The sequence below is a fragment of the Microcella pacifica genome, assembly GCF_009371975.2.
GTDB lineage: Bacteria > Actinomycetota > Actinomycetes > Actinomycetales > Microbacteriaceae > Microcella > Microcella pacifica.
Map to the genome: position 1 here is coordinate 148,235 of NZ_VIKT02000001.1, position 23,099 is coordinate 171,333.

Annotated in this window: 19 protein-coding genes and 2 tRNA genes; 4 read left to right on the top strand and 17 right to left on the bottom strand. The window is 67.8% G+C overall.

The annotated features are described in order from the left end of the window. Window positions 1–9 precede the first annotated feature (9 nt). The 4 genes from leuD to FK219_RS00730 form a co-directional block, all read right to left on the bottom strand. Window positions 10–606, bottom strand: a complete 597-nt coding sequence (gene leuD / locus FK219_RS00715; protein ID WP_152581972.1) for a 3-isopropylmalate dehydratase small subunit — start codon at window positions 604–606, stop codon at window positions 10–12. After that, window positions 606–2,096 carry a 3-isopropylmalate dehydratase large subunit gene (leuC, locus tag FK219_RS00720; protein WP_152581973.1) on the bottom strand — a complete coding sequence of 497 codons (1,491 nt, stop codon included), beginning with the start codon at window positions 2,094–2,096 and terminating at the stop codon, window positions 606–608. The genes leuD and leuC overlap by 1 nt, the downstream gene beginning before the upstream one ends. Window positions 2,097–2,251: 155 nt before the next feature. Next, window positions 2,252–3,334, bottom strand: coding sequence for a TerC family protein (locus tag FK219_RS00725; protein ID WP_152581974.1), 1,083 nt, complete (start codon window positions 3,332–3,334; stop codon window positions 2,252–2,254). Window positions 3,335–3,573: 239 nt separating this feature from the next. Beyond that, window positions 3,574–5,607, bottom strand: a complete 2,034-nt coding sequence (locus FK219_RS00730) for a heavy metal translocating P-type ATPase (RefSeq protein WP_210416740.1) — start codon at window positions 5,605–5,607, stop codon at window positions 3,574–3,576. A gap of 78 nt (window positions 5,608–5,685) precedes the next feature. Between FK219_RS00730 and FK219_RS00735 the strand changes: the two genes are divergently transcribed. Continuing rightward, a complete protein-coding gene (locus FK219_RS00735) occupies window positions 5,686–6,018 on the top strand; it encodes an ArsR/SmtB family transcription factor (protein ID WP_152581976.1) in 333 nt (110 codons plus the stop codon). A 237-nt stretch (window positions 6,019–6,255) separates the two neighbouring features. On the opposite strand, the gene FK219_RS00740 is transcribed toward FK219_RS00735, so the two are convergent. The 4 genes from FK219_RS00740 to FK219_RS00755 form a co-directional block, all read right to left on the bottom strand. Further along, window positions 6,256–6,331: transfer RNA gene (locus tag FK219_RS00740), tRNA-Glu, on the bottom strand. A gap of 62 nt (window positions 6,332–6,393) precedes the next feature. Then, window positions 6,394–7,296 (bottom strand): diacylglycerol kinase family protein, encoded by a 903-nt coding sequence (locus tag FK219_RS00745; protein ID WP_152581977.1) that lies wholly within the window; start codon window positions 7,294–7,296, stop codon window positions 6,394–6,396. A gap of 62 nt (window positions 7,297–7,358) precedes the next feature. Further along, window positions 7,359–9,407, bottom strand: coding sequence for a heavy metal translocating P-type ATPase (locus FK219_RS00750; protein ID WP_152581978.1), 2,049 nt, complete (start codon window positions 9,405–9,407; stop codon window positions 7,359–7,361). A 2-nt stretch (window positions 9,408–9,409) separates the two neighbouring features. After that, window positions 9,410–9,691 carry a metal-sensitive transcriptional regulator gene (locus FK219_RS00755; RefSeq protein ID WP_152581979.1) on the bottom strand — a complete coding sequence of 94 codons (282 nt, stop codon included), beginning with the start codon at window positions 9,689–9,691 and terminating at the stop codon, window positions 9,410–9,412. Between the two features lie 71 nt (window positions 9,692–9,762). On the opposite strand from FK219_RS00755, the gene FK219_RS00760 reads away from it, so the two are divergent. Next, the gene (locus FK219_RS00760; protein WP_152581980.1) at window positions 9,763–10,401 is read left to right on the top strand and encodes an MBL fold metallo-hydrolase; all 639 of its coding nucleotides are present in this window, start codon (window positions 9,763–9,765) and stop codon (window positions 10,399–10,401) included. Window positions 10,402–10,410: 9 nt separating this feature from the next. Here FK219_RS00760 and FK219_RS00765 read toward each other — a convergent pair whose 3' ends face one another. Both FK219_RS00765 and FK219_RS00770 read right to left on the bottom strand, forming a co-directional pair. Next, entirely contained in the window at window positions 10,411–11,871 is a 1,461-nt protein-coding gene (locus FK219_RS00765) for a phytoene desaturase family protein (RefSeq protein WP_152581981.1), read from the bottom strand. 9 nt (window positions 11,872–11,880) lie between these two features. After that, entirely contained in the window at window positions 11,881–12,168 is a 288-nt protein-coding gene (locus FK219_RS00770) for a hypothetical protein (RefSeq protein ID WP_152581982.1), read from the bottom strand. Window positions 12,169–12,263: 95 nt separating this feature from the next. Between FK219_RS00770 and FK219_RS00775 the strand changes: the two genes are divergently transcribed. Beyond that, complete coding sequence (locus tag FK219_RS00775) at window positions 12,264–12,974, top strand: DUF3800 domain-containing protein (protein ID WP_152581983.1); 711 nt, start codon at window positions 12,264–12,266, stop codon at window positions 12,972–12,974. A gap of 151 nt (window positions 12,975–13,125) precedes the next feature. Here FK219_RS00775 and FK219_RS00780 read toward each other — a convergent pair whose 3' ends face one another. From FK219_RS00780 to FK219_RS00800, 5 genes are all read right to left on the bottom strand, one after another. Then, window positions 13,126–15,555, bottom strand: a complete 2,430-nt coding sequence (locus FK219_RS00780; protein WP_152581984.1) for a GIY-YIG nuclease family protein — start codon at window positions 15,553–15,555, stop codon at window positions 13,126–13,128. After that, complete coding sequence (locus FK219_RS00785) at window positions 15,552–17,225, bottom strand: Eco57I restriction-modification methylase domain-containing protein (RefSeq protein WP_152581985.1); 1,674 nt, start codon at window positions 17,223–17,225, stop codon at window positions 15,552–15,554. The genes FK219_RS00780 and FK219_RS00785 overlap by 4 nt, the downstream gene beginning before the upstream one ends. After that, entirely contained in the window at window positions 17,222–17,722 is a 501-nt protein-coding gene (locus tag FK219_RS13540) for a hypothetical protein (RefSeq protein WP_235923643.1), read from the bottom strand. Before FK219_RS13540 ends, FK219_RS00785 begins: the two co-directional genes overlap by 4 nt. Window positions 17,723–17,958: 236 nt before the next feature. Further along, a tRNA-Gln gene (locus tag FK219_RS00795) sits at window positions 17,959–18,033 on the bottom strand. Between the two features lie 34 nt (window positions 18,034–18,067). Continuing rightward, a complete protein-coding gene (locus FK219_RS00800; protein WP_165638002.1) occupies window positions 18,068–18,739 on the bottom strand; it encodes a hypothetical protein in 672 nt (223 codons plus the stop codon). A 117-nt stretch (window positions 18,740–18,856) separates the two neighbouring features. Between FK219_RS00800 and FK219_RS00805 the strand changes: the two genes are divergently transcribed. Beyond that, entirely contained in the window at window positions 18,857–19,792 is a 936-nt protein-coding gene (locus tag FK219_RS00805) for a cytochrome b/b6 domain-containing protein (RefSeq protein WP_165638003.1), read from the top strand. A 152-nt stretch (window positions 19,793–19,944) separates the two neighbouring features. On the opposite strand, the gene gltX is transcribed toward FK219_RS00805, so the two are convergent. Together gltX and FK219_RS00815 are read right to left on the bottom strand one after the other, a co-directional pair. Continuing rightward, complete coding sequence (gltX, locus tag FK219_RS00810; protein WP_152581987.1) at window positions 19,945–21,444, bottom strand: glutamate--tRNA ligase; 1,500 nt, start codon at window positions 21,442–21,444, stop codon at window positions 19,945–19,947. A gap of 64 nt (window positions 21,445–21,508) precedes the next feature. Then, window positions 21,509–22,993 (bottom strand): cell wall-binding repeat-containing protein, encoded by a 1,485-nt coding sequence (locus tag FK219_RS00815; RefSeq protein WP_235923665.1) that lies wholly within the window; start codon window positions 22,991–22,993, stop codon window positions 21,509–21,511. Window positions 22,994–23,099 lie beyond the last annotated feature (106 nt).

The window sequence follows — 23,099 nt, forward strand, 5'->3', positions numbered from 1 at the left end:
CCGCCCGCGTCAGCGAGCGGGCAGAGTCGTCGGCCGCCAGCTTTCGCGGCGGGCTTCGAAATCGGTGATCGCCTGCTCGTCGCGCAGCGTGAGCGCGATGTCGTCGAGCCCTTCGAGCAGGCGCCAGCGCGTGTAATCGTCAATCTCGAACGGGGCCGTGATATTCCCCACCGTCACGGTGCGGGCCTCGAGGTCGACCGTCGCCTCCATGCCGGGGCTCGCCTCGAGCTCGGCCCAGAACTGCTCGACCGTCGCCTCGTCGACCTGGCCGGCGAGCAGCCCCTGCTTGCCAGCGTTGCCGCGGAAGATGTCGGCGAACTTGGGGCTGATCACGGCGGCGAAGCCGAAGTCGCGCAGAGCCCACACGGCGTGCTCGCGGCTCGAGCCGGTGCCGAAGTCGGAGCCCGTGATGAGGATGCGAGCGCCGGCGTACTCGGGGCGGTTGAGGATGAACTGCGGGTCCTTCCGCCACTCGTGGAAGAGCCCGTCGTCGTAGCCGGTCTTCGTGACGCGCTTGAGGAAGACGGCGGGGATGATCTGATCGGTGTCGACGTTGGAGCGCCGCAGGGGCACGGCGACGCCGGTGACGGTTGTGACCTTGTCCACTACGCGCTCACCCCCTCGACGCCCGTGTACTCAGTATCGACGGCAATGCCGTCCGCGAGCAGGTCGGCCGGGCTCGAGAGCGTGCCCCGGATGGCCGTGGCCGCCGCGACGAGCGGGCTCACGAGGTGGGTGCGACCGCCCTTGCCCTGCCGACCCTCGAAGTTGCGGTTGCTCGTGGAGGCGCAGCGCTCCCCCGGGGCGAGCTGGTCGGGGTTCATGCCCAGGCACATGGAGCAGCCCGCGAAGCGCCATTCAGCACCGAACTCCTCGACGATCTTGTCGAGCCCTTCGGCCTCCGCTTCGAGACGCACGCGCGCAGAGCCGGGAACGACCATGACGCGAACACCCTCGGCCTTCTTCTGGCCCTTGATGATCGAGGTGAACGCGCGCAGGTCGTCGAGCCGGCTGTTGGTGCAGGAGCCCATGAACACGGCGTCGACGGGAATCTGCTTCATGGGCGTGCCCGCGGCGAGGTCCATGTACTCGAGGGCGCGCTCGGCCGCGGCACGCTCGTTGGCGTCGATGATCGTCGCGGGGTCGGGAACGCTCTCGCTCAGCGAGACTCCCTGACCGGGGTTGGTGCCCCACGTGACGAAGGGCTCGAGCTCGTTCGCGTCGAGGTACACCTCGGCGTCGAACAGGGCGTCGTCATCGGTGCGCAGCGTGTTCCAGTACTCGACCGCTGCATCCCAGTCGGCTCCTTCCGGAGCGTGCGGGCGACCCTTGAGGTAGGCGTAGGTCGTCTCGTCGGGGGCGACCATGCCTGCCCGCGCACCCGCCTCGATCGACATGTTGCAGATCGTCATGCGGCCATCCATGGAGAGGGCGCGAATCGCCGAGCCGCGGTATTCGAGCACGTAGCCCTGCCCGCCGCCCGTGCCGATCTTGGCGATGACGGCGAGGATGATGTCTTTCGCCGTCACGCCGGGCTTGAGCTCGCCCTCGACCGTGATCGCCATGGTCTTGAACGGCTTGAGGGGCAGCGTCTGGGTGGCGAGCACGTGCTCGACCTCGCTCGTGCCGATGCCCATGGCGAGGGCGCCGAATGCGCCGTGGGTGGATGTGTGGCTGTCGCCGCACACTACCGTGATGCCCGGCATCGTGAGGCCCAGCTGCGGGCCGACGACGTGCACGATGCCCTGCTCGACATCGCCGAGCGAGTGCAGGCGAATCCCGAACTCTTGCGCGTTGGCGCGCAGCGTCTCGATCTGCTTGCGGCTCGTCGGCTCGGCGATGGGCTTGTCGATCGCGAGCGTCGGAGTGTTGTGGTCTTCCGTCGCGATCGTCAGGTCGGGGCGGCGCACAGGACGGCCGGCGAGACGGAGGCCGTCGAAGGCCTGCGGGCTCGTGACCTCGTGCACGAGGTGCAGGTCGATGTAGAGCAGGTCGGGCTCGCCCTTCGCGCCTTCGGCGACGAGGTGGGAGGCCCAGACCTTCTCGGCGAGAGTGCGGGGCCGGTCAGTCGTCGTGCTCACGGAATCGGTCGTCATGGGTGGTCACCCTTCTAGCAGTTCGAATCGAAGCGGCCGCGTCGAGACTCCGCGGCGAGAATGCGACCTGGGGTGATCAGGACTCGCCGCGGCGACGAAGGAGAAGGAACCGCTCGCGCTGCATGGAGCCAGGTTACCACCGGGGGATGCTCGGCTCAGCGCCCGCTGCGAGTCTCGGTGTTCTCGGTCCCCGCCGCAGCAGACGCGGCTTCGGACCCCTCCTCCTCGTCGTCCGCACTGCCGATGATCGCGGTCGGCAGGTAGCGGCCCTCGCGGCGGATCTTGAGCAGGCTCAGCACGACCGCCACCGCCATGGCGACGAGGATGACGATGAGCGACGTCCAGGTGTCGATCTCGGGCACGGGCACGTGCTCGCCGCCGTTGATGAAGGGCAGCTCGTTCTCGTGGAGCGCGTGCAGCACGAGCTTGACGCCGATGAAGGCGAGGATGAACGCGATGCCGTACTTGAGGTATTCGAGCTTGTCGACGAGATGGCCGAGCAGGAAGTACAGCTGGCGCAGCCCCATGAGGGCGAAGACGTTGGCCGTGAAGACGATGAAAGGGCTCTGGGTGATGCCGAAGATCGCGGGAATCGAGTCGAGGGCGAAGATCACATCGGTCGTGCCGATCGCGATGAGGACGATGAGCAGAGGCGTGAAGAAGGCCTTGCCGTCGATGCGCGTGCGCATCTTCATGCCGTCGTACTCGTCGGTGATCGGGATGCGCTTGCGCAGGAACCCGATGAGCTTGCTCTCGCGCTCTTCATCGTCTTCGCGGCCGCTGAAGGCCTGCTGCGCGGCCGTGACGAGCAGAAACGCTCCGAAGATGTAGAACACCCAGCTGAAGTTCGCGATGAGTGCTGCGCCGAGCAGGATGAAGATGCCGCGGAACAGCAGCGCCAGGATGATGCCGATCATGAGCACGCGCTGCTGCATGCGCCGAGGAACGTTGAACTGCGCCATGATCAGCACGAACACGAAGAGGTTGTCGATCGAGAGGCTGTACTCGGTGAGCCAGCCGGCCACGAACTCGCCGCCAGCGTCGGCACCCGCGATGACAAACATGAGCCCCGCGAAGATGAGAGCCAGGGTCACGTAGAAGGCCACCCACAGTCCGGATTCGCGAGGGCTTGGCACGTGCGGGCGCTTGATGACGAGCAGCAGGTCGGCGATGAGGACGGCGCTCAGGATGACGAGCGAGCCGATCTCGAACCAAGCGGGAATGACGACGTCGCTCACGGGAGCCTTTCGATGGGAGGGGTCAGAAGAACTCGACGGTCTCTCCCCCACCGTGCCGGTGGCGCCGCGCCCGGAGCTGCTGTCGTAGCAGCTCGTGATGACGATCGCGGCGATTCGGGATACTCCCCCTCGCGCGTGACAGCCTAGCGAATCCCGGCGGCTCCGACCGCCGAGCCGCCGAACGCGCTACGTCGGCGCACTGAGAATCGCCCTCGCGACTGGCCGAGGCCGCGTTCGGTTCAGGGGGCGGGCTTGTCCTCGTGGTCTATCCCGTGGTGCTCCTTGCCTCGCTCGAAGTTCAGGAGCCGCAGTGCGTTGGCGACGACGATGAGGGTAGAGCCTTCGTGAATGAGCACGACGGCCCCGATGTTCAGGCCGACGAAGGTCGCGACGATGAGGAATGCGACGATGGCCAGACTGGCGATGAGGTTCTGTCGGATGATGCGGCTGGTGGCGCGGCTGAGCCGCACCGCAAAGGGCACGCGCCCTAGGTCGTCGCTCATCAGAGCGATGTCGCAGGTCTCCAAGGCGACCGTTGACCCGGCGGCGCCCATGGCGATGCCGATGTCGGCACGTGCCATGGCGGGGGCGTCGTTGACGCCGTCGCCGACCATCGCGATGGGGCGGTGGGTCGCGGCGAGGCGAGTGATCTCGGTGACCTTGTCTTCGGGCAGCAATTCTCCGATCGCGGTGTCGACGCCGACCTCTCGGCCGATGGCGTCAGCGACGCGCTGGTTGTCCCCGGAGATCATGACGAGCTGCTTGATGTTCGCGTCGCGGAGGGCGCTCAGTACCTGGGCGGATTCCTCACGCGAGGCATCCATCACGCCGACGATGCCGAGGAACCGGTCGCCGCGGCGCACGATCACCAGGGTCTGGCCCGAGTCCCGCACTCGCCTGTACTCATCTGCCAGAGGAGCAGGCAGGGTGAGCTTCTGCTCGTCGAACATGCGAAGGTTGCCGACTTCGACGGAGTCACCGTCGATCGTTGCACGGATGCCGCGGCCGGTCACAGACTCGAGGTCTGTTGCCGTAACCGGGTCGCTCTCCGTCACGCGTGGTGTCAGATCGCGAACGATCGCGGCGGCGAGGGGGTGGTCGCTGAGGGCCTCGACGGCGATCAGTGCGACGATCAGCTCGGCCTCAGATGTGCCCTCGGCGGGGATGACCGTCGTGACTCGCGGCATGCCCCAGGTCAGTGTGCCTGTCTTGTCGAAGGCGATCGCCTTGACCTTTCCCAGCGTCTCGAGCGGCGCGCCGCCTTTCACGAGTAGGCCGGCTCTCGCCGCACGCGCCACCCCCGCGAGGACGGCTGCCGGTGTCGCGATCGCGAGAGCGCAGGGGCTCGCTGCGACCAGCACGGTCATCGCGAGATAGAACGCATCCTGGAAAGGCTGGGCGAATACCAGCATCGCCACCAGCAGAGTCGCGGCGACACCGACGATCACGGCGGGGACATACCAGCGCTGGAAGCGGTCGATGAACTGCTGCGTGGGCGACGCAGCCTGGTCGGCGGTGCGCACGAGCTCCACCACTTTGCTCAGGGTCGAGTCTGCCGAGGTCGCGGTGACGACGATCTCCAAGACCCCCGATCCGTTGACAGTGCCTGCGAATACCCTGTTGGCGGCGGGGAGCGTGTCGACGGTGCGCAGTGCCCGCTCCCGGTCCGGGACGGGTTCCTTTTCGACCGGGATCGACTCCCCGGTCACCGCGGACTGGTCGACGGCGGATTGCCCTGTGGAGACGAAGCCGTCTGAAGGGATACGGGAATTCGGGCGCACCACGACCACGTCGCCCACGACGATCTCCTCCACGGGAACCTCCACGGGCTCCTCGCCGTCGCGGCGGACCAGGGCGCTACGGGGTGCCAACTCCGCGAGCGATTCGATCGACTTGCTGGCGCGGCTGAGTGCGTACTCCTCGAGCGCGTGGCCGAGGCTGAACAGGAACAGCAGCACTGCACCTTCCGCCCATCGACCGATCAGGGCCGCGCCCACTGCCGCGACGAGCATGAGGAAGTCGACCTCGAACTTCCCACGCAGTGTCGACGAGATTGCCGTGCGAATCGTGAAGTAGCCACCGAAGAAGTAGGTGGCGAGGAAGAACGCCAGAGGCCATCCGACCATCGGTAACCCGAGCGCGATCTCCGCGACCATCCCTGCGGCGTAGGTGACGCCGGCGGCGATGGCGAACCAGAGCTCCCAACGGGCAGACCCGTGCTCGTGATCCTGAGAAGTCGCGGTGGGAGCGGTGGCGGTCGAAGAGGCACTCATAGGTCGACCATACATCATAACCTTGTGATATATTGATGGTGTGAATGATAATCGTGATCAGTGGCGAGAATCTTGAACATGATCAGTCCGATGCCACGTCAGGGCCTTGGCCCTCTCTCCGGGACGGATGCCGAACGGCTCGCAGAGATCATGCAGGCACTGGCATCGCCGGTTCGTCTGCGCATCCTGAGCGTTCTCCGCTCCCGATCGAGCACGGTGACCGAGCTCGGCGAAAGGCTGGCGATCGGTCAGACCACAGTGTCGAACCATCTGCGTCTGCTTCGGCATCTGAGCTTGGTGACCGGGACGCGTCACGGCCGTCACATCCACTACTCGTTGTTCGACGCGCATGTCAGCGATTTGCTGGATGAGGCGATCGGTCATCTTCAGCATGTGCCGCGCAGAGATTGAGCAGCGGGGTGTAGCGAGAGCGCCGTGACGCGTGCCAGTGGCAGCACCGGATCCGACCACGAACACGACGAGAACCTGGTGACACGCTGTCACCCGCGCGCCCGAATCCGCGTGTCAACGCGATCACCTGCAACCAACGCCACTCGCAGCCGTGGGTGAAATGGGGGCAGAAGAGACACTCAGCTAGGTCATGCTGAGCCGGAATGACAAGAACCCCCGGAAAACCGGGGGTTCTTGTGGTGACCCCAGCGGGATTCGAACCCGCGTTACCGCCGTGAGAGGGCGGCGTACTAGGCCGCTATACGATGGGGCCGTCACGCAACCAGTCGAGTATGCCATAGGGCTCACACCCCGACCAAACCGGGGCCGCGACCGCTACGCGAGCACTCGCAGGGAGCCCTCCTGCATGTGGATGTCGACGGGCAACGGTGCGATCCGCTCTCCGTCGGCGTAGGCCACGACACCCGCCGCCTCGATGCGCACCTCGCGCGCGCGGTGCACGACGACGCGGCTGTCGGTCACGTGGGTTCCGGCGAAGACGCGGGGGTAGATGCGCAGGAAGGCGAGCCGCCCGAGGGGCCGCACGAGCACGACGTCGAAGAGCCCGTCGTCGAGGGAGGCGTCGGGGGCGACCTTCATGCCGCCGCCGAAGGACAGGTTGTTGGCGACGGCGACGAGCAGCGCACGCTCGACGTGCTCGACGCCGTCGAGCGTGAGCCGGTACTCGATCGGGCGCAGCCGTGCGAGCTCGATGAGCAGCGCGATCGTGTACCGGCTGCGGCCGCGCGGCCAGCGCATGCGGTTGGCGCGTTCGTTGACGAGGGCGTCGAACCCGGCCGCGAGGATGCACGCGAACCGCGCCCGGCCGCCGTCGAACGCGATGCGACCAGCGTCGATGACGCGCGGCGGCCGATGCAGCGCCGCGGTGAGCGCCGTGATCGCCGCCTCGGTGTCTCCGATCGGGATGCTCAGCCCCCGCGCCATGTCATTGCCGGTGCCGCTCGGCACGATCCCGAGGGGTATGCGCGTGCCCTCGAGCGCCGTGACGCCGAGGTTCACCATGCCGTCGCCGCCGCCGACGACGAGAGCATCGGGCTTCTCGCGCAGCGCCGCGCGCGTCGCGTCGAGCAGTTGCGCGAAGTCGGGCTCGGTGAGGCTCGTGACCTCGTGGCCGAGGCCGCGGAGCGTCGTGACGAGGGCCGGCCCGACCTCGCTGCCGAGGCCGAAGGATGCTGCCGGGTTGATGGCGACGACCACGCGACGCGACGACGATGTCATCCGCTGATTATGGCGCGAAACCGCGTCACGATCCGCCGGACGGCCGCCGGCGGACCGACGCGTCAGCCTCGCCGCAGCAGTTGTGCGTTGAGCGCGACGACGATCGTCGACACGCTCATGAGCACGGCGCCGAGCGCGGGCGAGGGCAGGAAGCCGACGCCCGCGAGCACTCCTGCCGCGAGCGGAATGCCGACGACGTTGTAGCCGGCCGCCCACACGAGGTTCTGCTGCATCTTCGCGTAGGTGCGGCGACTGAGCTGGATCGCCTGGTCGACGCCGCGCGGGTCACTCGAGGCGAGCACGATGCCTGCCGACTCGATGGCGACGTCCGTTCCCGCTCCGATCGCCATGCCCACATCGGCGCGAGCCAGTGCGGGGGCGTCGTTGACGCCGTCGCCGACCATCATGACGCTCGTGCCGCCGCGCTGCAGCTCGGCCACGACGTCGGACTTCTGGCCGGGCAGCACCTCGGCGTGCACCTCGTCGATGCCGAGCTCGCGGCCGACCCACTCGGCGACGGGCTGCGCGTCGCCCGTGAGCAGCGCGACCCGCACGCCGCGCTTCTGCAGAGCCGCGACGGCGTCGCGCGATTCGGGACGGATCACGTCGGCGATCGCGAAGAGCGCGAGTACGGCATCCCCCTCGAGAAGATAGACGACCGTCTGCCCGGCCTCGCCCGCCTCGCGGGCCGCGGCGACGAGAGTGCTCGGCACCTCGATGCTCTGCTCGGTCACCCAGCGACCGCTCGCGACCGAGTACTCCGTGTCGCCGACGCGCGCGGTCACGCCCCTGCCGGAGACCGCGGTGAACTGCGCGCTGCGGCGCTTCTTCAGGTCGCGATCGGCGGCTTCGGCGATGATCGCGCGGGCGATGGGATGCTCGCTCTTCGCCTCGACGGCGGCGGCGAGCGTCACAGCCTCGTCCTCGTCGACTCCGTCGCCGACGACGACCGTCTCGACGCCCTGACGGCCCTCGGTGAGGGTGCCCGTCTTGTCGAACAGCACGACGTCGATCGTGCGCGCGGTCTCGAGTGCGGGGCGCGAACGGATGAGCAGGCCCTGCTTCGCACCGCGCGACGTCGAGATCTGGGCGACGAGCGGGATGGCGAGGCCCAGAGCGTGCGGGCAGGCGATGACAAGCACCGTCACGACGCGCGCCAGCACGAAGTCGGGCTCGCCCGGGCGCACCACGGTCCACACGATCGCGGTGATGATCGCCGCGGCGAGGGCGAGGTAGAACAGCAGCGCGGCGGCGCGGTCGGCGAGCAGCTGGGTGCCCGACTTCGAGCTCTGAGCGTCGGCGACGAGCTTCATGACGCCCGCGAGCGCAGTGTCCTCCCCCGTCTTCGTGACCTCGACGGTGAGGGATCCGCCTCCCACGACCGACCCGGCCACGACGGCGTCGCCCTTGTGCTTGCCGATCGGCTCGGATTCGCCCGTGAGGAGCGACTCGTCGACGTCGCTCTCGCCGTCGACGACCGTGCCGTCGGCGGGGATCGCCGACCCGGGGCGCACGATCACGCGGTCGCCGACCACGAGCTCGGAGGCCGCGACCGTGCGCGTCTCGTCGCCGCCGTCGCCCACCACGAGCTCGGCCTCATCGGGAATGAGCGCGGCGAGCTCGCCGAGAGCGTTCTGCGCTCCCATGACCGCCGACATCTCGAGCCAGTGGCCGAGCAGCATGATCGTGATGAGGGTCGCGAGCTCCCACCAGAAGTCCATGCCGTCGAGACCCAGGGTGACGGCAGCGCTGTAGCCGAAGGCGACGACGATCGCGAGCGAGATGAGGGTCATCATGCCGGGCTGCTTTTGCCGCAGCTCGACCCAGGCGCCGCGCAGGAAGACCCAGCCACCGTAGAAGAAGAGGAACGCGCCGAGCCCGGCGGAGATGAACTCGCTGCCCGGGAACCGCGGGCCGTCGAGGCCGAGGAGGTTCTGCAGCCCGGGCGAGAAGACGAGGATCGGGACGGTGAGCGCGAGGCTCAGCCAGAACTTGCGCTGAAATTGCGCGGGGTCGTGCCCCGTGTGGTCGCCGTCGGCCCCGTGGCCGTGCGGCGCATCCTTCGTCGCGGTGGTCTCGTGACGCGTGTGCGTCTCGTGGTCGTGCGCCATGCTTACTCCCCCCGGTTGTTCTTGAGCTCGAAGACGGCGAGCAGCTCGGCCATCGCCTTCTCGCGCTCCTCGCCGCCCGCGTCGAACATGTCGGTCACGTGCGTGCGCAGGTGGTTCTCGACGAGGAGCTTGTTGAGGCTGCGCAGGCTCTTCTGCACGGCGAGGGACTGCGTGATGATGTCGACGCAGTAATCCTCGTTCTCGATCATCTTCTCGATGCCGCGCAACTGACCCTGCAGGATGCGCGAACGGTGCAGGGCCCTCTTCTTGATGTCCTCGATCACGAGGGCGACCATACCCCCCTGGGGTATCGCCCGTCAAGGGCCGGCCCACCCCCGGTGAGTACAGTGTGCCCATGATCCTCACCAAGCGCGAGCACGCGTGTCTCGTCATCGAGCACGAGGGCGCGAGCCTTGTCATCGACCCGGGGAGCTTCACCGCCCCCTTCACCGCCGAGAATCTCGCCGCGATCGTCGTCACCCACGAGCACGCCGACCACGTCGCGACCGAGCACCTCGACCGCCTGCTGGCTGCCGCACCCGGGGCCGTGGAGCTCTTCGCGCCCGCGGGAGTCGCGGCCGAGCATCCGGGATACGACTGGACCATCGTCGTGGCGGGCGACGTGCGCGCGGCCGGCCCCTTCGCCCTCGCGTTCTCGGGCGGGCGCCACGCGACGATCCATCGCAGCATTCCGATCGTCGACAACCTCGGCGTGTTCGTGAACGAGACCCTCTACTACCCCGGCGACTCCTACACCGTGCCCGAGCGGCCCGTCGACGTGCTCGCCGTGCCCTCGAGCGCGCCGTGGCTCAAGATCGGCGAGGTCATGGACTACCTCGACGTCGTGCGGCCACGTCGCTCCTTCCCGACCCACGAACGGGTCAACTCTGAGATCGGGCAGAGGATGGCGAACGCCCGCATTCAGCGCGTGACCGAGCTGCACGGCGGCACCTTCGTGGCCCTCGAGGCGGGAGACTCGCTCGACCTCGACTAGCGGCTCGACCTACCAGCCCTGCCCGATACCGAGGGCGGGGAGCCGGTGCAGGCCGAACTCGTGCTTGAGGGCGCTGCGGGCGGCGTACGCGCCGCTGAGGCCGTGCACCCCCGGCCCGGGCGGGGTCGCCGACGAGCAGAGATAGAGGCCGGGGACGGGGGTTCGCCACGGCTCGGGCGAGAGCGACGGGCGGGCGATGAGCTGCCGCAGCGTTGCGGCGCCGGCCGCGATGTCGCCGCCGATGTAGTTGGGGTTCTCGATCTCCATCTGGGCCGCCGTGGCGCTCGTGGAGGCGAGGATCAGGTCGCGGAAGCCCGGGGCCCAACGCTCGATCTGGCGCGTGATCGCCTCCGTCTGGTCCACGGTCGACCCGCTCGGCACGTGCGTATAGGCCCACAGCACGTGGTGCCCGGCGGGTGCGCGGGAGTCGTCGACGATCGACGGTTGCGACACGAGCACGTACGGGTCGTCGGAGTGGCGCCCGCGCGCGACGGTCGCCTCGGAGGCGGCGATCGCCCGCCGCGCTCCCCCGAGGTGCAGCGTCGGCGTCTTTCCGAGTTCGGGGTCGGACCACGGTACGGGGCCGCTCAGCGCGAAATCGACCTTCGCGATGCCGGGGCCGTACCGGTAGTCGAGCAGCGTACGCCGGTAGCGGTCGGGCAGCGCGTCCCCCGCCAGACGCTCAAGCGCGCGCGGGGTCACGTCGAGCAGCACGACGTCGGAGGGCGGCAGCTCGGCGAGCGAGGTAATCTCGACGCCGGCCTCGATCGTGCCGCCGTGGGCGAGCAGGTCGTCGACGAGCGCGTCGGTGATCGCCTGACTGCCGCCCACCGGGATCGGCCAGCCCCCGGCGTGACCGGCGGTCGCGAGAGAGAGGGCCGTGCCGGCGGTGCCGAGCGAGGGCATGGGCTGCACCGAGTGCGCCGCGACGCCGGTGAGGAGGGCGGGCGCCGCGTCGTCCCGCCACCGCAGATTCCACGCCGCACCGCCCTGCTCGAGGGAGCGCAGCCCGAACAGGGCCGCCGCGATCGGATGGTCGGGCACGCGCACGAGGCTCGAGCCCGTGAACTGGGCGACGTGGGCCGCGCGGTCCACGAGGGGCGCGAAGAACCGTTTCCACGCCGGGCCGTCGACACCGAGACTGTGGGTGGTGCGATCGAGGCTGCGGTACGCGATCGCCGCCGGGCGACCATCAAGAGGATGCCCGTACGAGCGCTCGGGAGTGCGCAGCTCGACGCGCCTGTCGAGCTGGAAGCGTCGGAAGAAGCCAGACGACACCGCGAGGGGGTGGACTGCCGACCCGACATCGTGCCGGTAGCCCGGCAGCGTCAGCTCCGCGGTGCGCGCCCCACCGCCGACATGAGCCGATCGCTCGAAGACCGTGGTGCGGATGCCCGCCCTGGCCAAGATCACGGCCGCCGCCAGACCGTTCGGGCCCGAGCCGACGATCGACGCGGCGTGAGGTGCCATGTCTCGAACCTAGGGCGTGGGCGCGGGCTCCGTCGACTCGCTCACAGCAGATGCGCGGCCTCGGCGGTCGTCTGCGGCGGGGAGGGAGCCCGCGCCCGTGAGGACGAGGCCGCGGCGTACCGCGGGGGCGCGCAGCAGCGCGATGTGCCGCGCACCGACCTCGAATAGCAGCGCGAGCGGCGGGATCGCACGAGGGATGCGCCACGGCGCGACCGCGGCCACGAACGTCAGGAGCGCGCGGGCGAGGGCGAGCAGACGGACGGTGTTCGAGCCGCCGTCGATCACTCTGAGGCGCACGTGTCGAGCGTACGCGCCCTGGTCCCGAAGCAAGCGTTGCGAAAGCTGTGGGCAACCAGCCCGGCAGCGTCGGTGAGTAAGAGAAGGATGGCTGAGTGAGAATTGTCTATGCGGATGAGTCGGCCCACCTCAACCTGCTGTACGTCATCGGCGCGCTTGTCGCTGACGACGACGCCGTAGGCCACCTGCAGTCGAGCCTCGACCGCATCGGTCAGATCGTTGCGCACGAAGTCGAAGGCTTCGACCCGACAACGGAGTTTCACGCATATGACATGTTTCATGGCGAGAGAGCTTGGGACTCCGTCCCTGTTGGCCTCCGCGTGAAGGCAAGCGTTCTCACGGCGAAGGCGATTGCTCGCTCGGGCGCGACGTTCATCTTGCGCGGGCTCGACATGCCCCGCCTGGAGCAGCGCTACCGCTACCCCTTCCCGCCTCACGAGTTGGCTTTCGCCCAAGCACTCGAGACCGCCGACGAACATCTGGCCCGTCTGGGCGAACGGGCGATCGTCGTTGCTGATGAGCACCACACCGCCGAGGATGGACGCAGACGTTTTCGTCGGATGCGGGCGGACACGCTCGCCGGATATTCGGGTCGGCGGATCACGAATCTCGTCGACACGGTGTACTTTGGGCCGTCGCATCACAGCAGACTTCTGCAGGCCGCTGATGTCGCGACGTACTTCATGTGCCGACGGCATTGGAAGCCCATTCGGGAAGAGGACGCCCGGGCTCGACCTCACATCGCCAAGATTGTGAATCTGATCTGGTCATGTACGGCGCGCGACTATGTCTGGCCGAACTCCTAAGGCCCGACAACACGAAACCCCGCTCAAGGCGGGGTTTCAGCAGGTGCGGGAGACCACTAAGGCGTCCTGCAGTGACATTCTATCAGCGAACCACTGACGGCCGCCATGTCGCGGGCCAAGTGGACTTGTCGACCACTCTTCGAGAGTCTCATTATGTGACGGGCTGCGAATCAACCATGGCTTCGATGCTCTTCTTCTCGAAGTAGCGGAACTTCTGGATCGCGTCCGTCATGTTGCCGACATCGATGACGCCGATCTCCGTCAGCTTGCGATAGCTCTCGAGGCTCAGACCTGTCGATCTCACGAACAGGTCAGTGTCGAGCGACTCAATCACATGAGCGAGCCGCTCCTCCCGGAAGTCGGTCAAGTACATGAAGATGAGCACCTTCGCCGAGACCTTCTTGAGCTTCTCGCGAATGTTCTTCCGCTTCTCCGCGATCTCCTTCTTGGGCTTCCTCTGCTCGGCTGCGCCGCCACCCTCGCGCTTCACCGTACCGAGCTTCTTCGACGCTGTGACGATTCTCTCCGCCTCTTCGCGGATGCTGCGGAAGTCTTCGATCTGCTCGAGTTCGGCGATCAGGTCGGCGTCGTTGAGAAGGCGATCCATGGTCACGCCGTTGAGGTTGTACAGATCGACCGAGCGCCACCGTCGTGCGAGCGAGTTGGCGCCGATGCCGCCGTGCGCCCAGTCGAGGATCGCCGTGACATCCAGCCGCTCCATGCGGCCCCCGTCGACTGCGAAGATGGGGAGGAAGTTGATGAGCTCCCCCAGCACCGACGCCTGGGTCTCCTTGCGGTCGGGCGAGTTGTTGGCCAGCTCGGTGCCGTACAGCGCAACCAGGCTCAGTGCGCGATTGGGATCGAACTCAAACACGTAGGCGACGTGCTTCTTGATTTGCCCGTCGACCTTCCACGGCGACTGAACACGAAACGCGGCCTGGAAGTAGGATTCGGGCGCCTTGAGGGAGCGCAGCATGAAGATGGAGGCCCATTCGGGCACGGTCACGCCGGTCATCAGCTTTCCGCAGGAGAGCGTGATGGATCCCGACTTGGCTGTCTCATCCGCGCGACGAATCGCTTCCCGGGCCGGTTCGAGGGCGGCCGCGCCGATCTTGGCCTTCGTGCCAGCTGCCACGTAGATCTCGAAGGAGCTGAAGAACGGGTCCGCTCGCAAGATCGTGGCCATGGCTTCGCATGATGCGACGTCCTGCATGAACCACACCGAGTGTCGCACGGCGTCGGTGAACCTCGCCGACTCGTACGGGAACTCCGCATCATTGTCGGCGCCATCGACGATCCGGGACGGCAACGACTTCTTGCCGCGGATGAGGTCGAGGAAGGCTAGGACGTTGTCCGGCTTGTCGAACTCGTACGCCTCGCCGATTTTCTTGGCTTTGAAGTAGGTGTTCAGGTCAAACCCTGCGAACTCGCCGTCATCGGCGAAGTTGTCGGCGGCAGCGCCCATCGCGTAGGTGTACATCTCCAAAGGCGGTAGTTCGTCGTAGGGGTTGGCGCCCTTCGCGGGCGGCCAGCTGGTCTTCGCGCGCTGCTCGTCGATGTAGGTCCAGGTGAAGACCTGCGAGTCGTCGTAGTCGCCATTGGTGATGGCCCTGAAGGGCGTGCCCGACAGGTGCAGGTGGCACCGGGTCTTCAGGCCAACGTCGAGGTCGGGCACGACGTCGGCTTCGGTATCGCTCGACTCGTCGGCAGCCTTCTCGAGCAACTGGGCCAGCGCGAGCTCTGCCCTGTCCTGCGGGTCGTAGATCTCCCGCGCAGCGGCCGTTGACGCACCGAAGTGGAACTCGTCGATGACGATGCAGTCCCAGTCGACAAGATGCAGGGTCTGGTTCTTCTCCTTCGGCTGACCGTCTGGCCCGCGGCCGATGACGTCTTGGAACGAGGCGAACCAGGCGGTCGGCCGGCCGTTCTCGAGCATGGAATCCGCCATCGTCGACGGGATGCTCGCATCAACGTACTGCCAGTCGACGAAGTCGACGTGGCTCAGCAGGTCGTCGCGCCAGGCACTGCGCACGGCCGGCTTGTAGGTGAGGATGAGCATCTTCGTCCAGCCCATGCGCTTCGCCAGCTGGTACGTGGTGAAGGTCTTGCCAAAGCGCATCTTGGCGTTCCAGAGATACTTCGCTGCCCCGTCATCGTGCGACTCGAAGAACGCGGCCGTCGCGTCGACGGCGCGCATCTGCTCAGGCCTCATCGCGAAGTCGTGCACGCGCGTCGGCTCGAAGCCGATGCCGTGCTGCAGAGAGCGGATCGCCGCAAGCACCTCGTGCTGCGTGGCGGCGAACCACTCACCACCGGTCTTGACAACTCCGTGGCTGGTCAGAACGCCGTGCACGTCCCGGTCGCTGAAGTCCGACCCGTCGGGGCGCTGCGCCTTTTCGGAGTGGAAGAGGATGTCGACACCGTGCAGCCCAGGAAATGCGGTGCCGACCTGCTGGCGCACACGTTCGATGCCGGGGTTGCGCGTCTCGCCGACCTTGATCTCGAAAGCGCCCCGCAGATCACCCCGGCGCCATTTCGTGGACTTGCCGGTGTGGGTGTAGGCGTAGATGTAGTTCGTCACTCGTCGACGTCGCCCTCGGGCTCAACCTCGTCAGACACGTCACCGGGGCGGTATTTGCGGCCGCCGGGAAGGTGCGTGGCGGGGATTGGCGAGTCGAGCGACAGGATCGGTTCTCGTGACGCAATCATGCGCTCGATGTATTCGACCTCCTCGTCGCTAAGTCGGAACTGCTGGTACAGGTCGCTATCGGTCCAACGGCGGCTCATATCAAGGAGCGGGACAAACGTGAAACGTGCATTCGTCAGATGCTGCGAAATCTTTCGCTGAAGCACCAGGAATCGAACGAACTTTGTGGTCAAGTAGTAAGCGTAGTTCTGCGTCTCCTGGCTGTTGTCGAAGGTCCCGGCAACGAGGTAACTCTGTGTGCACGCCGAGCCGGGCGCGAGAGCTATGGGTTCACCGGTCACACTAAAGTTCTCGGCACCCGAGTCGCCAAAGGCCATTGGAATGAGCACCTTCCAACGCTCAACCCACGCGCGGTTGCGTTCCAGCATGTCTGGATCGATGTGCCCGACCTTGGTTGCAAATACGAGAGGAATCGAGCCCTCGAACGGCGAGTCCGAAGCACCCTTGAAGTTTGTCTTGATGGACTGCCCAAAGGGGTCACTGGCGGACACGAGGTCCGCCAGAGACCCCTTTGAAAAGGGGTCACTGGCGATTTTCTGCACGATTCCTGCAGCAAAATTGTCACGCAGCAATACGCCTCGACCGAGCCGCAAGTCTCGAGTACGCGTGTCCCGGACATTCCCGCCGATGCGCGTCGAGAATTCGCAATCACCTAGATACTCGCGGTCCCACAGAAAGTAGGACACGCCCCCTTCGATCTTCGCCATGGGAAACACGTCGTAGAGCTTGGGATTGTCCACAAGTACGCGCAAGCGGCGGTCCGCGATCATCTTGTCTCGAAACTCGTTCAAACCCTTGCCGCCGGCGAACCACCGAGACGGCGTGATCATCACGACATACTTCGGGTTCATCGCGATCGCCTTCTCGACGAAGAGGTTGTAGAGCGGTGTGATGTTCGCGGTGCGGTTGCCCTTCCCGTCGTCCATCCCGATCTGGTACGGAGGGTTTCCGACAATCACATCGAACTTCATGGCGGCCAGCTCCTTCGTGGGGTACGTGCCATGGATGAATGAGTAGGCGAACGACTCTCGACGCTCCCGAATAAGCGTCGCCGGCGCGCGGCACACCGTGCAGAACCGCTCCTTCTTGTCGAGAGTGTGCTCGGTCTCGACATACGGCACATTGCCGTGGGGCTCGTCGAAGTGCACGACGAGGTCTTCGAGAGACGGGTCCTTCACCTGCAGTCCGGTCGCGTCGCGCGTCTGGTACAGCGTGCGGCGGGCGATCTCGCCGTTGAGTTGCGTCGTCGCGGAGCCGAAGATCATGTTCTTCAAGATGTGCTCGCGGCGCTTCACGCCGTCTGGCTGCCACGGGGCGAGCCCGACCATCAGGCGTCGGAACACCTCGCGAAGGAAGATGCCCGACTTCGTCGCGGGGTCGAGCCACCGGTAGTCAGGCTCGCTCCACACGTGATCGGGGAGCACGTCGAGCATGGCGCCGACGACCTTCGGCGGCGTGTACACGTCGTCGTTGGGCAGCTGCGCGAGGGTCTCGAGCACATCCGGTACATGCTTCTCCGCCGCGATCACCGCCGCCTCGCTCATGCGCCCAACTCCAAGAAGTGCACCGTCGGCAACGACATCGGCGGCTCGTAGAAGAGGTCCATCGCCGGCGGTTCCAGCTCTGACGGCACGCGGTCAAACTTTTCCACGGCGACCGGCGTGTACTCGACGAGTACGATCTGGTGCGCCGCGTTCAGCGAGTCCCCCTGCACGATGTTGGTCGACAGAATCGTGATAACGGCCCTCGTGAACTGAGGGCTCGGGTCGTAGCCGCCGACAGCGTGCGCTGCATCGATGACGGTGGCCATCCGCTCGCGCGCCTCCAGCACGTTCGCATCGTCGATGTCTACCCCGTAGATGGAGGCGAGACAGCGCATCAGGGCGAACTCGAACCAGTGGGGCGTGCCGCCGTGAAATGCCTCGTCGATGCGCGCGATCTTGCGTTCGAGAATGGCCACCAGGAAGTTGCCGTTGCCCGCCGCTGGCTCGAGAAACCGAGTGTCGATCTGCGTGAAGGCATCCGGAATCAGGTCGAGCATCGCGTCTACCTCGCGTGGCTGCGTGTAGACCTCGCCGAAGTCGCGAACGCGATCCCGAGACCGAATGTGCAGGGGCGCGACAGGCTGCAGAAACTCGACTGACGACTCCCGGCTCATACAGGTATCTTGCCCTGCCCCGCCGACACGCGAGTGCGGCTCGCGCGTGCTCTCGCCTTGGCAGCCCGATCGCAACGAGAAAAGACCCGTAAGAGCGAGCCCGATCGACGATGCGGCATTGGCTGGGGTACCTGGACTCGAACCAAGAACAACTGAACCAGAATCAGCCGTGTTGCCAATTACACCATACCCCACCGGTGCCGACCGGAGCCGGACCAAGTGTCGAGTTTAGCCTACCTGCGGAGTGACGAGATACGACACCTGGCAGAACCCGGCCCCGAAGCACGTCACCTCGGCGACGACGTCCATCCCGGCCGCCGACCCCGTGTCGGACCGCACAGCCTCGGGTCGCCCGCTCTCGCGCGCATCGGAGATCGCCTGCGCGAGATCGCGTGCGGGCGGAGCCGTGAACCCCAGGTCGGGCACGCGCTCGCTCACCGCGAGGAAGGCGTCGGTGAAGGTGAGCGAGCCCCGCTCCTCAACACGCACCGAGGCGAGCTGGCCTCCTGACGTCGTCACGGTGAACTGCGGCGTCGTGAAGAGCGCACCGTTCGGCTCGGTCTCGGTCGCGATGAGCACGAGACGGTAGTCGAGACCCGTCGGGTGAGGCCCCACGGTGAGCGAGCCATCCGCCGGCAGGCCGAGCTCGACGGCATCGACGGGGGGCGAGCTGAGGTCGATGCGCGGGGTTCGTGCGTCGTCGATGAAACGCAGACCCTGCTCGGTGAACACCGACCAGTTGAGGTCGGTCACCTGGTCCTCGCCGGCGGGGCCTGGCCCCGCTGCGAGGCGCGGCCCCATGATCGCGGCCACGAGCACCGCGCCGACGATGACGACCAGCAGAATCGCGGCCGGAATCCAGCGCACCCACTCGGGGCGGTGCGGGTTCAGGGTGGCCATGCGTCATTCTCCCACTGCGGCTACGCCGGCTGCGACGAACGCGGGCGCGCCGACACGGTGCCGGATGCCCGGCCACCGCTCACCGTGCCCCCACCCGCCGACGACTACCGTAGAGGGGTGCCCGACGCGAGACTCCGCCGCCGACGCGTCCTCGTTGTCGCAGCCGCTGTGGCGCTGCTCGCGCTCGCGGCGGCCGTTCTGCTCGCCCGCTGGTGGCGGGACACGACGACCGGAGCCGCCTTCCTCACTGACTACCCCGGCACGGTCGCGCCGCCGCCCGGCGCGCCCGAGGGCTTCCCGGCCTGGCTGAGCTGGACCCACTACCTCAACGCGTTCTTCCTGCTCTTCATCGTGAGCTCGGGTCTGCACATCCGCTCGCGCACCCGGCCGATCGCGTTCGTCACGCGGCGCAACCGCGGACCGCTGCGCACGACGCGGCCCCCTCAGCGGCTCGGCATCCACACCTGGTGGCACCTCGTCGTCGTCGCCCTGTGGGTCGCGACGGGCCTCGTGTACGTCGTGCTGCTGCTCGCGAGCGGGCACTGGGCGCGCCTGCTGCCCACCGAGTGGGCGGTCGTGCCGAACGCGTTCTCGGCGGGCGTGCAGTATCTCTCGCTCGACTGGCCGGCCCACGACAGCTGGCGCAGTTACAACAGCCTGCAGGTGCTGTTCTACTCGGCGACGGTGTTCGTCGCCGCACCGCTCGCGCTGCTCACCGGGCTTCGACTCTCGCCCGTGTGGCCCCGCGGCTGGATGCGCGCCACGGGCCTCCTCGGCGACGTCACCGCTCGACGTACCCACGCCTGGGTGCTCTGGTACTACCTGGCTTTCACCGCCGTGCACGTCGGCCTCGTGTTGCTCACGGGCATGCGCGAGAACCTCAACGGCATGTACGCGGGCGTCGAGGATGCGACGAGTTGGCTCGGTTTCGCCGTCTTCGCCGCGTCGACGCTCGTCATGGTCGCCGCCTGGGTGCTGCTGCGCCCACCCGCGCAGACGTCCATCGCCGAGCGGGTCGCCGACGTGCGCCGCCTCCCCACCCCACCCGCGTAGCCCTTTTCCCGCCAGATCTGGCGGGAAAAGGCGCTCGGCCTCGAGCGCAAGCGCCCTTTCGCGCCAGATTTGGCCCAAGCGCGGAGCGCGGCGGCGCGCGGAGCGCGGCGGCGCGCGGCGGCGCGCGGCGACGCGGCGACGCGGCGACGCGGCTAGAGGGTTGCTCGGAGGGCGCGCAGGCGCGCGAGTGTCGACTCGCGGCCGAGCAGCTCCATCGACTCGAAGAGCGGCGGGCTCACGCGGCGCCCCGACACGGCGACGCGCAGCGGCCCGAAGGCGAGGCGCGGCTTGAGGCCGAGCCCGTCGACGAGGGCCGCGCGCAGGGCCTCCTCGATCGCCGCGGTCGTGAAGTCGTCGAGCGGCTCGAGCGCCGCGACCCCGGCGTCGAGCACGGCGGCAGCGTCGTCCTTGAGACTCGCGGCGGCGTCCGGCTCGATCTCGAGCGCGTCGTCGGCAGTGAAGAGGAACGCGACCATGCCCGGCACCTCGCCGAGCAGCCCGACGCGCTCCTGCACGAGCGGCGCGGCCGCGATGAGCAGTTCGCGCTCGGCCGGGCGCGGAACCTCGTTGAAGAGACCCGCATCGGCGCAGTACGGGATGCTGCGCTCGACGAAGTCGTCGAGACCGAGCATCCGCACATGGTCGCCGTTGATCGATTCCGCCTTGGCCAGGTCGAACCGCGCCGGGTTGGGGTTGACGTCCACGATGTCGAACGCGGCGACCATCTCGTCCATCGTGAACACGTCGCGGTCGTGCGTGAGCGACCAGCCGAGCAGGGAGAGGTAGTTGAGCAGCCCCTCGCGGATGAAGCCGCGCTCGCGGTGGTGGAACAGGTTCGAGGCCGGGTCGCGCTTGGAGAGCTTCTTGTTGCCCTCCCCCATGACGTAGGGCAGGTGGCCGAACTGCGGGATGGCCTGCGCGATGCCGATCTCGATGAGCGCGTGGTAGAGCGCGATCTGGCGCGGCGTCGACGACAGCAGGTCCTCGCCCCGCAGAACGTGGGTAATGCCCATGAGGGCGTCGTCGACGGGGTTGACGAAGGTGTACAGCGGTGCTCCGTTGGGGCGCACGACGACGAAGTCGGTGAAGCTGCCCGCGGGGAAGGTGATCTCGCCGCGCACGAGATCGGTGAAGCTCAGCTCGCTGTCGGGCACGCGCAAGCGCATGGCCGGCTCGCGCCCCTCCGCCCGGTACGCGGCCTTCTGCTCCTCGGTGAGGTCGCGCTCCGAGTTGTCGTAGCCCATCTTCGGGTCGCGACCGGCGGCGACGTTGCGCGCCTCGATCTCCTCGCCCGTGAGGTAGCTCTCGTAGAGGTGCCCTGAGGCCGTGAGCTGCTCGATGATCGCGCGGTAGATGCTCGAGCGCTCCGACTGGCGGTAGGGCGCGTGCGGCCCGCCGGTCTCGACGCCCTCGTCCCAGTCGATGCCGAGCCAGCGCAGGCCGTCGAGCAGCTGGTGGTAGCTCTCCTCGCTGTCACGCGCCGCATCGGTGTCCTCGATGCGGAACACCATGGTGCCGCCCGTGTGGCGCGCGTACGCCCAGTTGAACAGGGCCGTGCGAACGAGCCCGACGTGCGGGGTTCCGGTCGGCGAGGGGCAGAAGCGCACGCGCACGTCGGCGCCGGTAGCGGTGGAGAAGGCGGGGCTGGTCACGGGGAGCCAGTCTAGGCGGTGCGGGATGCCCGGCCCGCGCTCGACCGCGCCCGAGCGCCCCGGCTCAGCAGCGGTAGAACCCCGCCACCCGTGGCGAGAGCGCGCCGAGCCCGCCGAGCAGCACGAGGTCGTCGGGGTTCTGGGCGCGCAGCGCGGAGTGGGCCTGCGACGGCACGCATCCCGGCCGCACGGTGAACAGGGGTGCTCCCAGTGCGCCGGCGGCGGCACCGCCCGAGAGTGCGTCGGCGAAGCCCGTGCCGGTCGCGAGATACCCGCGCGGGGCATCCGGGAAGTGCGCGGCGCCGATGAGCGCCGCCGTCGCGTAGCGGTCAGCGCCCGCGATGCGCTCGACTGCCAGCCCTGCCGCGTTCAGCGACTGCTGGATGCCCGACGAGACGGCACCCGGACCGCCCACGATCACGACCCGTTCCGTGTCCAGGTGGCGCAGCAGCGCGAGAGTGGCGGAGTCGGCAGACCGGGACGCGCCGGGCACCAGCACGACGGGTGCGTCCACGGAGGCGGCAGCGGGGCCGGCGGCGAGCGCATCGGCATACCCCGCCCCGGTAGCGATGTAGACGACGGGAGCGCCGACGCCGCCGTAGGAGTCGAGGGCGAGCCTGCGAGAGGTGTCGTACCGGTTCGCGCCAGCTATGCGATCCACATCCGATGCGACCGTGCGCAGGCGGGAGATGACGGAGGACGTGACGACGCCGGAGCCGCCAGCGACGACGATGCGGTCGGGGTCGAGGCGTCGCAGCTCGCGCAGGATCACCGACGGCACGGAGGAGCGCGTGACGAGCAGCAGGGGCGCGTCGGCCGCACCGGCGAGGGCCGCCGCGCTCAGGGCGTCGGGGAAGTCGAGACCCGACGCGACGTAGACGGTGCTCGCACCCGAGGGGAAGGTGCGGGAGGAGATCTGGGCGGAGGTCGCGAAGCGGTCACTGCCTGAGAGGCGGTAGACGTCACCCGGAGGGGTCGGCGGCGCGCTCGAGTATCGGCCGAAGTTCTGCGTGTAGTAGAGGCGCCCCGTCGAGCTCACGGCGACGCCGATGCCGATGTCGGTGTGGTTGGCGAGCATGTTGGCGCGGTGGCCCGTCGAGCCCGCCCAGGCACCCACGACCGCGCTCGGGCTGTAGCCCGCGGCGACGTTCTCCGCCGCGCGCGACCACCCGGAGGGGTACAGGAGGTGGAAGCCGGGCCGGTGCGACATGCGGGAGCTTCGCGCCTGCTGCACGGACCAGTCCTGCGCGATGTCGTTGAGGGCGGCGTTGAGGCGCAGCGGCGGCAGGCCCCGCGTCGCGCGCAGGTCATTCGTCTGCTGGAGGATGAGGGCACGCTCCGACTCGTAGACCCCCGCGGTAGGCAGCAGTCCCGTGGCCGACGTGATCGTGGTCGGCACGATCGTCCCCGAGGCCGGCTCGAGCTCGCGTTGCTCTTCGGGCGCAGAGGCCACCAAGCCCGGCTCGACGGTGTCGACCTCGGCGGCGGTCGCGCTCACGGGTGCGGCCACGAGCACCGCTGACATCACGATGGTGACGACGACACGCATTCTCACGGTTCCCCCCGAACCCGCTGCAGCACCCTCGACCCCCTGGTCAGCCGCGATCAGATCGCGCAGTGCCGCATCACGGCCCCCTGCCGCAGCGTGCCCTCAG

What these genes read in the sequence shown, in the direction of transcription:
- FK219_RS00785 (WP_152581985.1), bottom strand. Translation starts at nt 17,225, where the DNA reads ATGAGCGAGGCGGCGGTGATCGCGGCGGAGAAGCATGTACCGGATGTG.
- FK219_RS00815 (WP_235923665.1), bottom strand. Translation starts at nt 22,993, where the DNA reads ATGCGTGTCGTCGTCACCATCGTGATGTCAGCGGTGCTCGTGGCCGCA.
- FK219_RS00730 (WP_210416740.1), bottom strand. Translation starts at nt 5,607, where the DNA reads ATGAGTGCCTCTTCGACCGCCACCGCTCCCACCGCGACTTCTCAGGAT.
- FK219_RS00800 (WP_165638002.1), bottom strand. Translation starts at nt 18,739, where the DNA reads ATGGCCACCCTGAACCCGCACCGCCCCGAGTGGGTGCGCTGGATTCCG.
- FK219_RS00745 (WP_152581977.1), bottom strand. Translation starts at nt 7,296, where the DNA reads ATGACATCGTCGTCGCGTCGCGTGGTCGTCGCCATCAACCCGGCAGCA.
- FK219_RS00760 (WP_152581980.1), top strand. Translation starts at nt 9,763, where the DNA reads ATGATCCTCACCAAGCGCGAGCACGCGTGTCTCGTCATCGAGCACGAG.
- FK219_RS00735 (WP_152581976.1), top strand. Translation starts at nt 5,686, where the DNA reads ATGATCAGTCCGATGCCACGTCAGGGCCTTGGCCCTCTCTCCGGGACG.
- FK219_RS13540 (WP_235923643.1), bottom strand. Translation starts at nt 17,722, where the DNA reads ATGCTCGACCTGATTCCGGATGCCTTCACGCAGATCGACACTCGGTTT.
- FK219_RS00750 (WP_152581978.1), bottom strand. Translation starts at nt 9,407, where the DNA reads ATGGCGCACGACCACGAGACGCACACGCGTCACGAGACCACCGCGACG.
- FK219_RS00765 (WP_152581981.1), bottom strand. Translation starts at nt 11,871, where the DNA reads ATGGCACCTCACGCCGCGTCGATCGTCGGCTCGGGCCCGAACGGTCTG.
- leuC (WP_152581973.1), bottom strand. Translation starts at nt 2,096, where the DNA reads ATGACGACCGATTCCGTGAGCACGACGACTGACCGGCCCCGCACTCTC.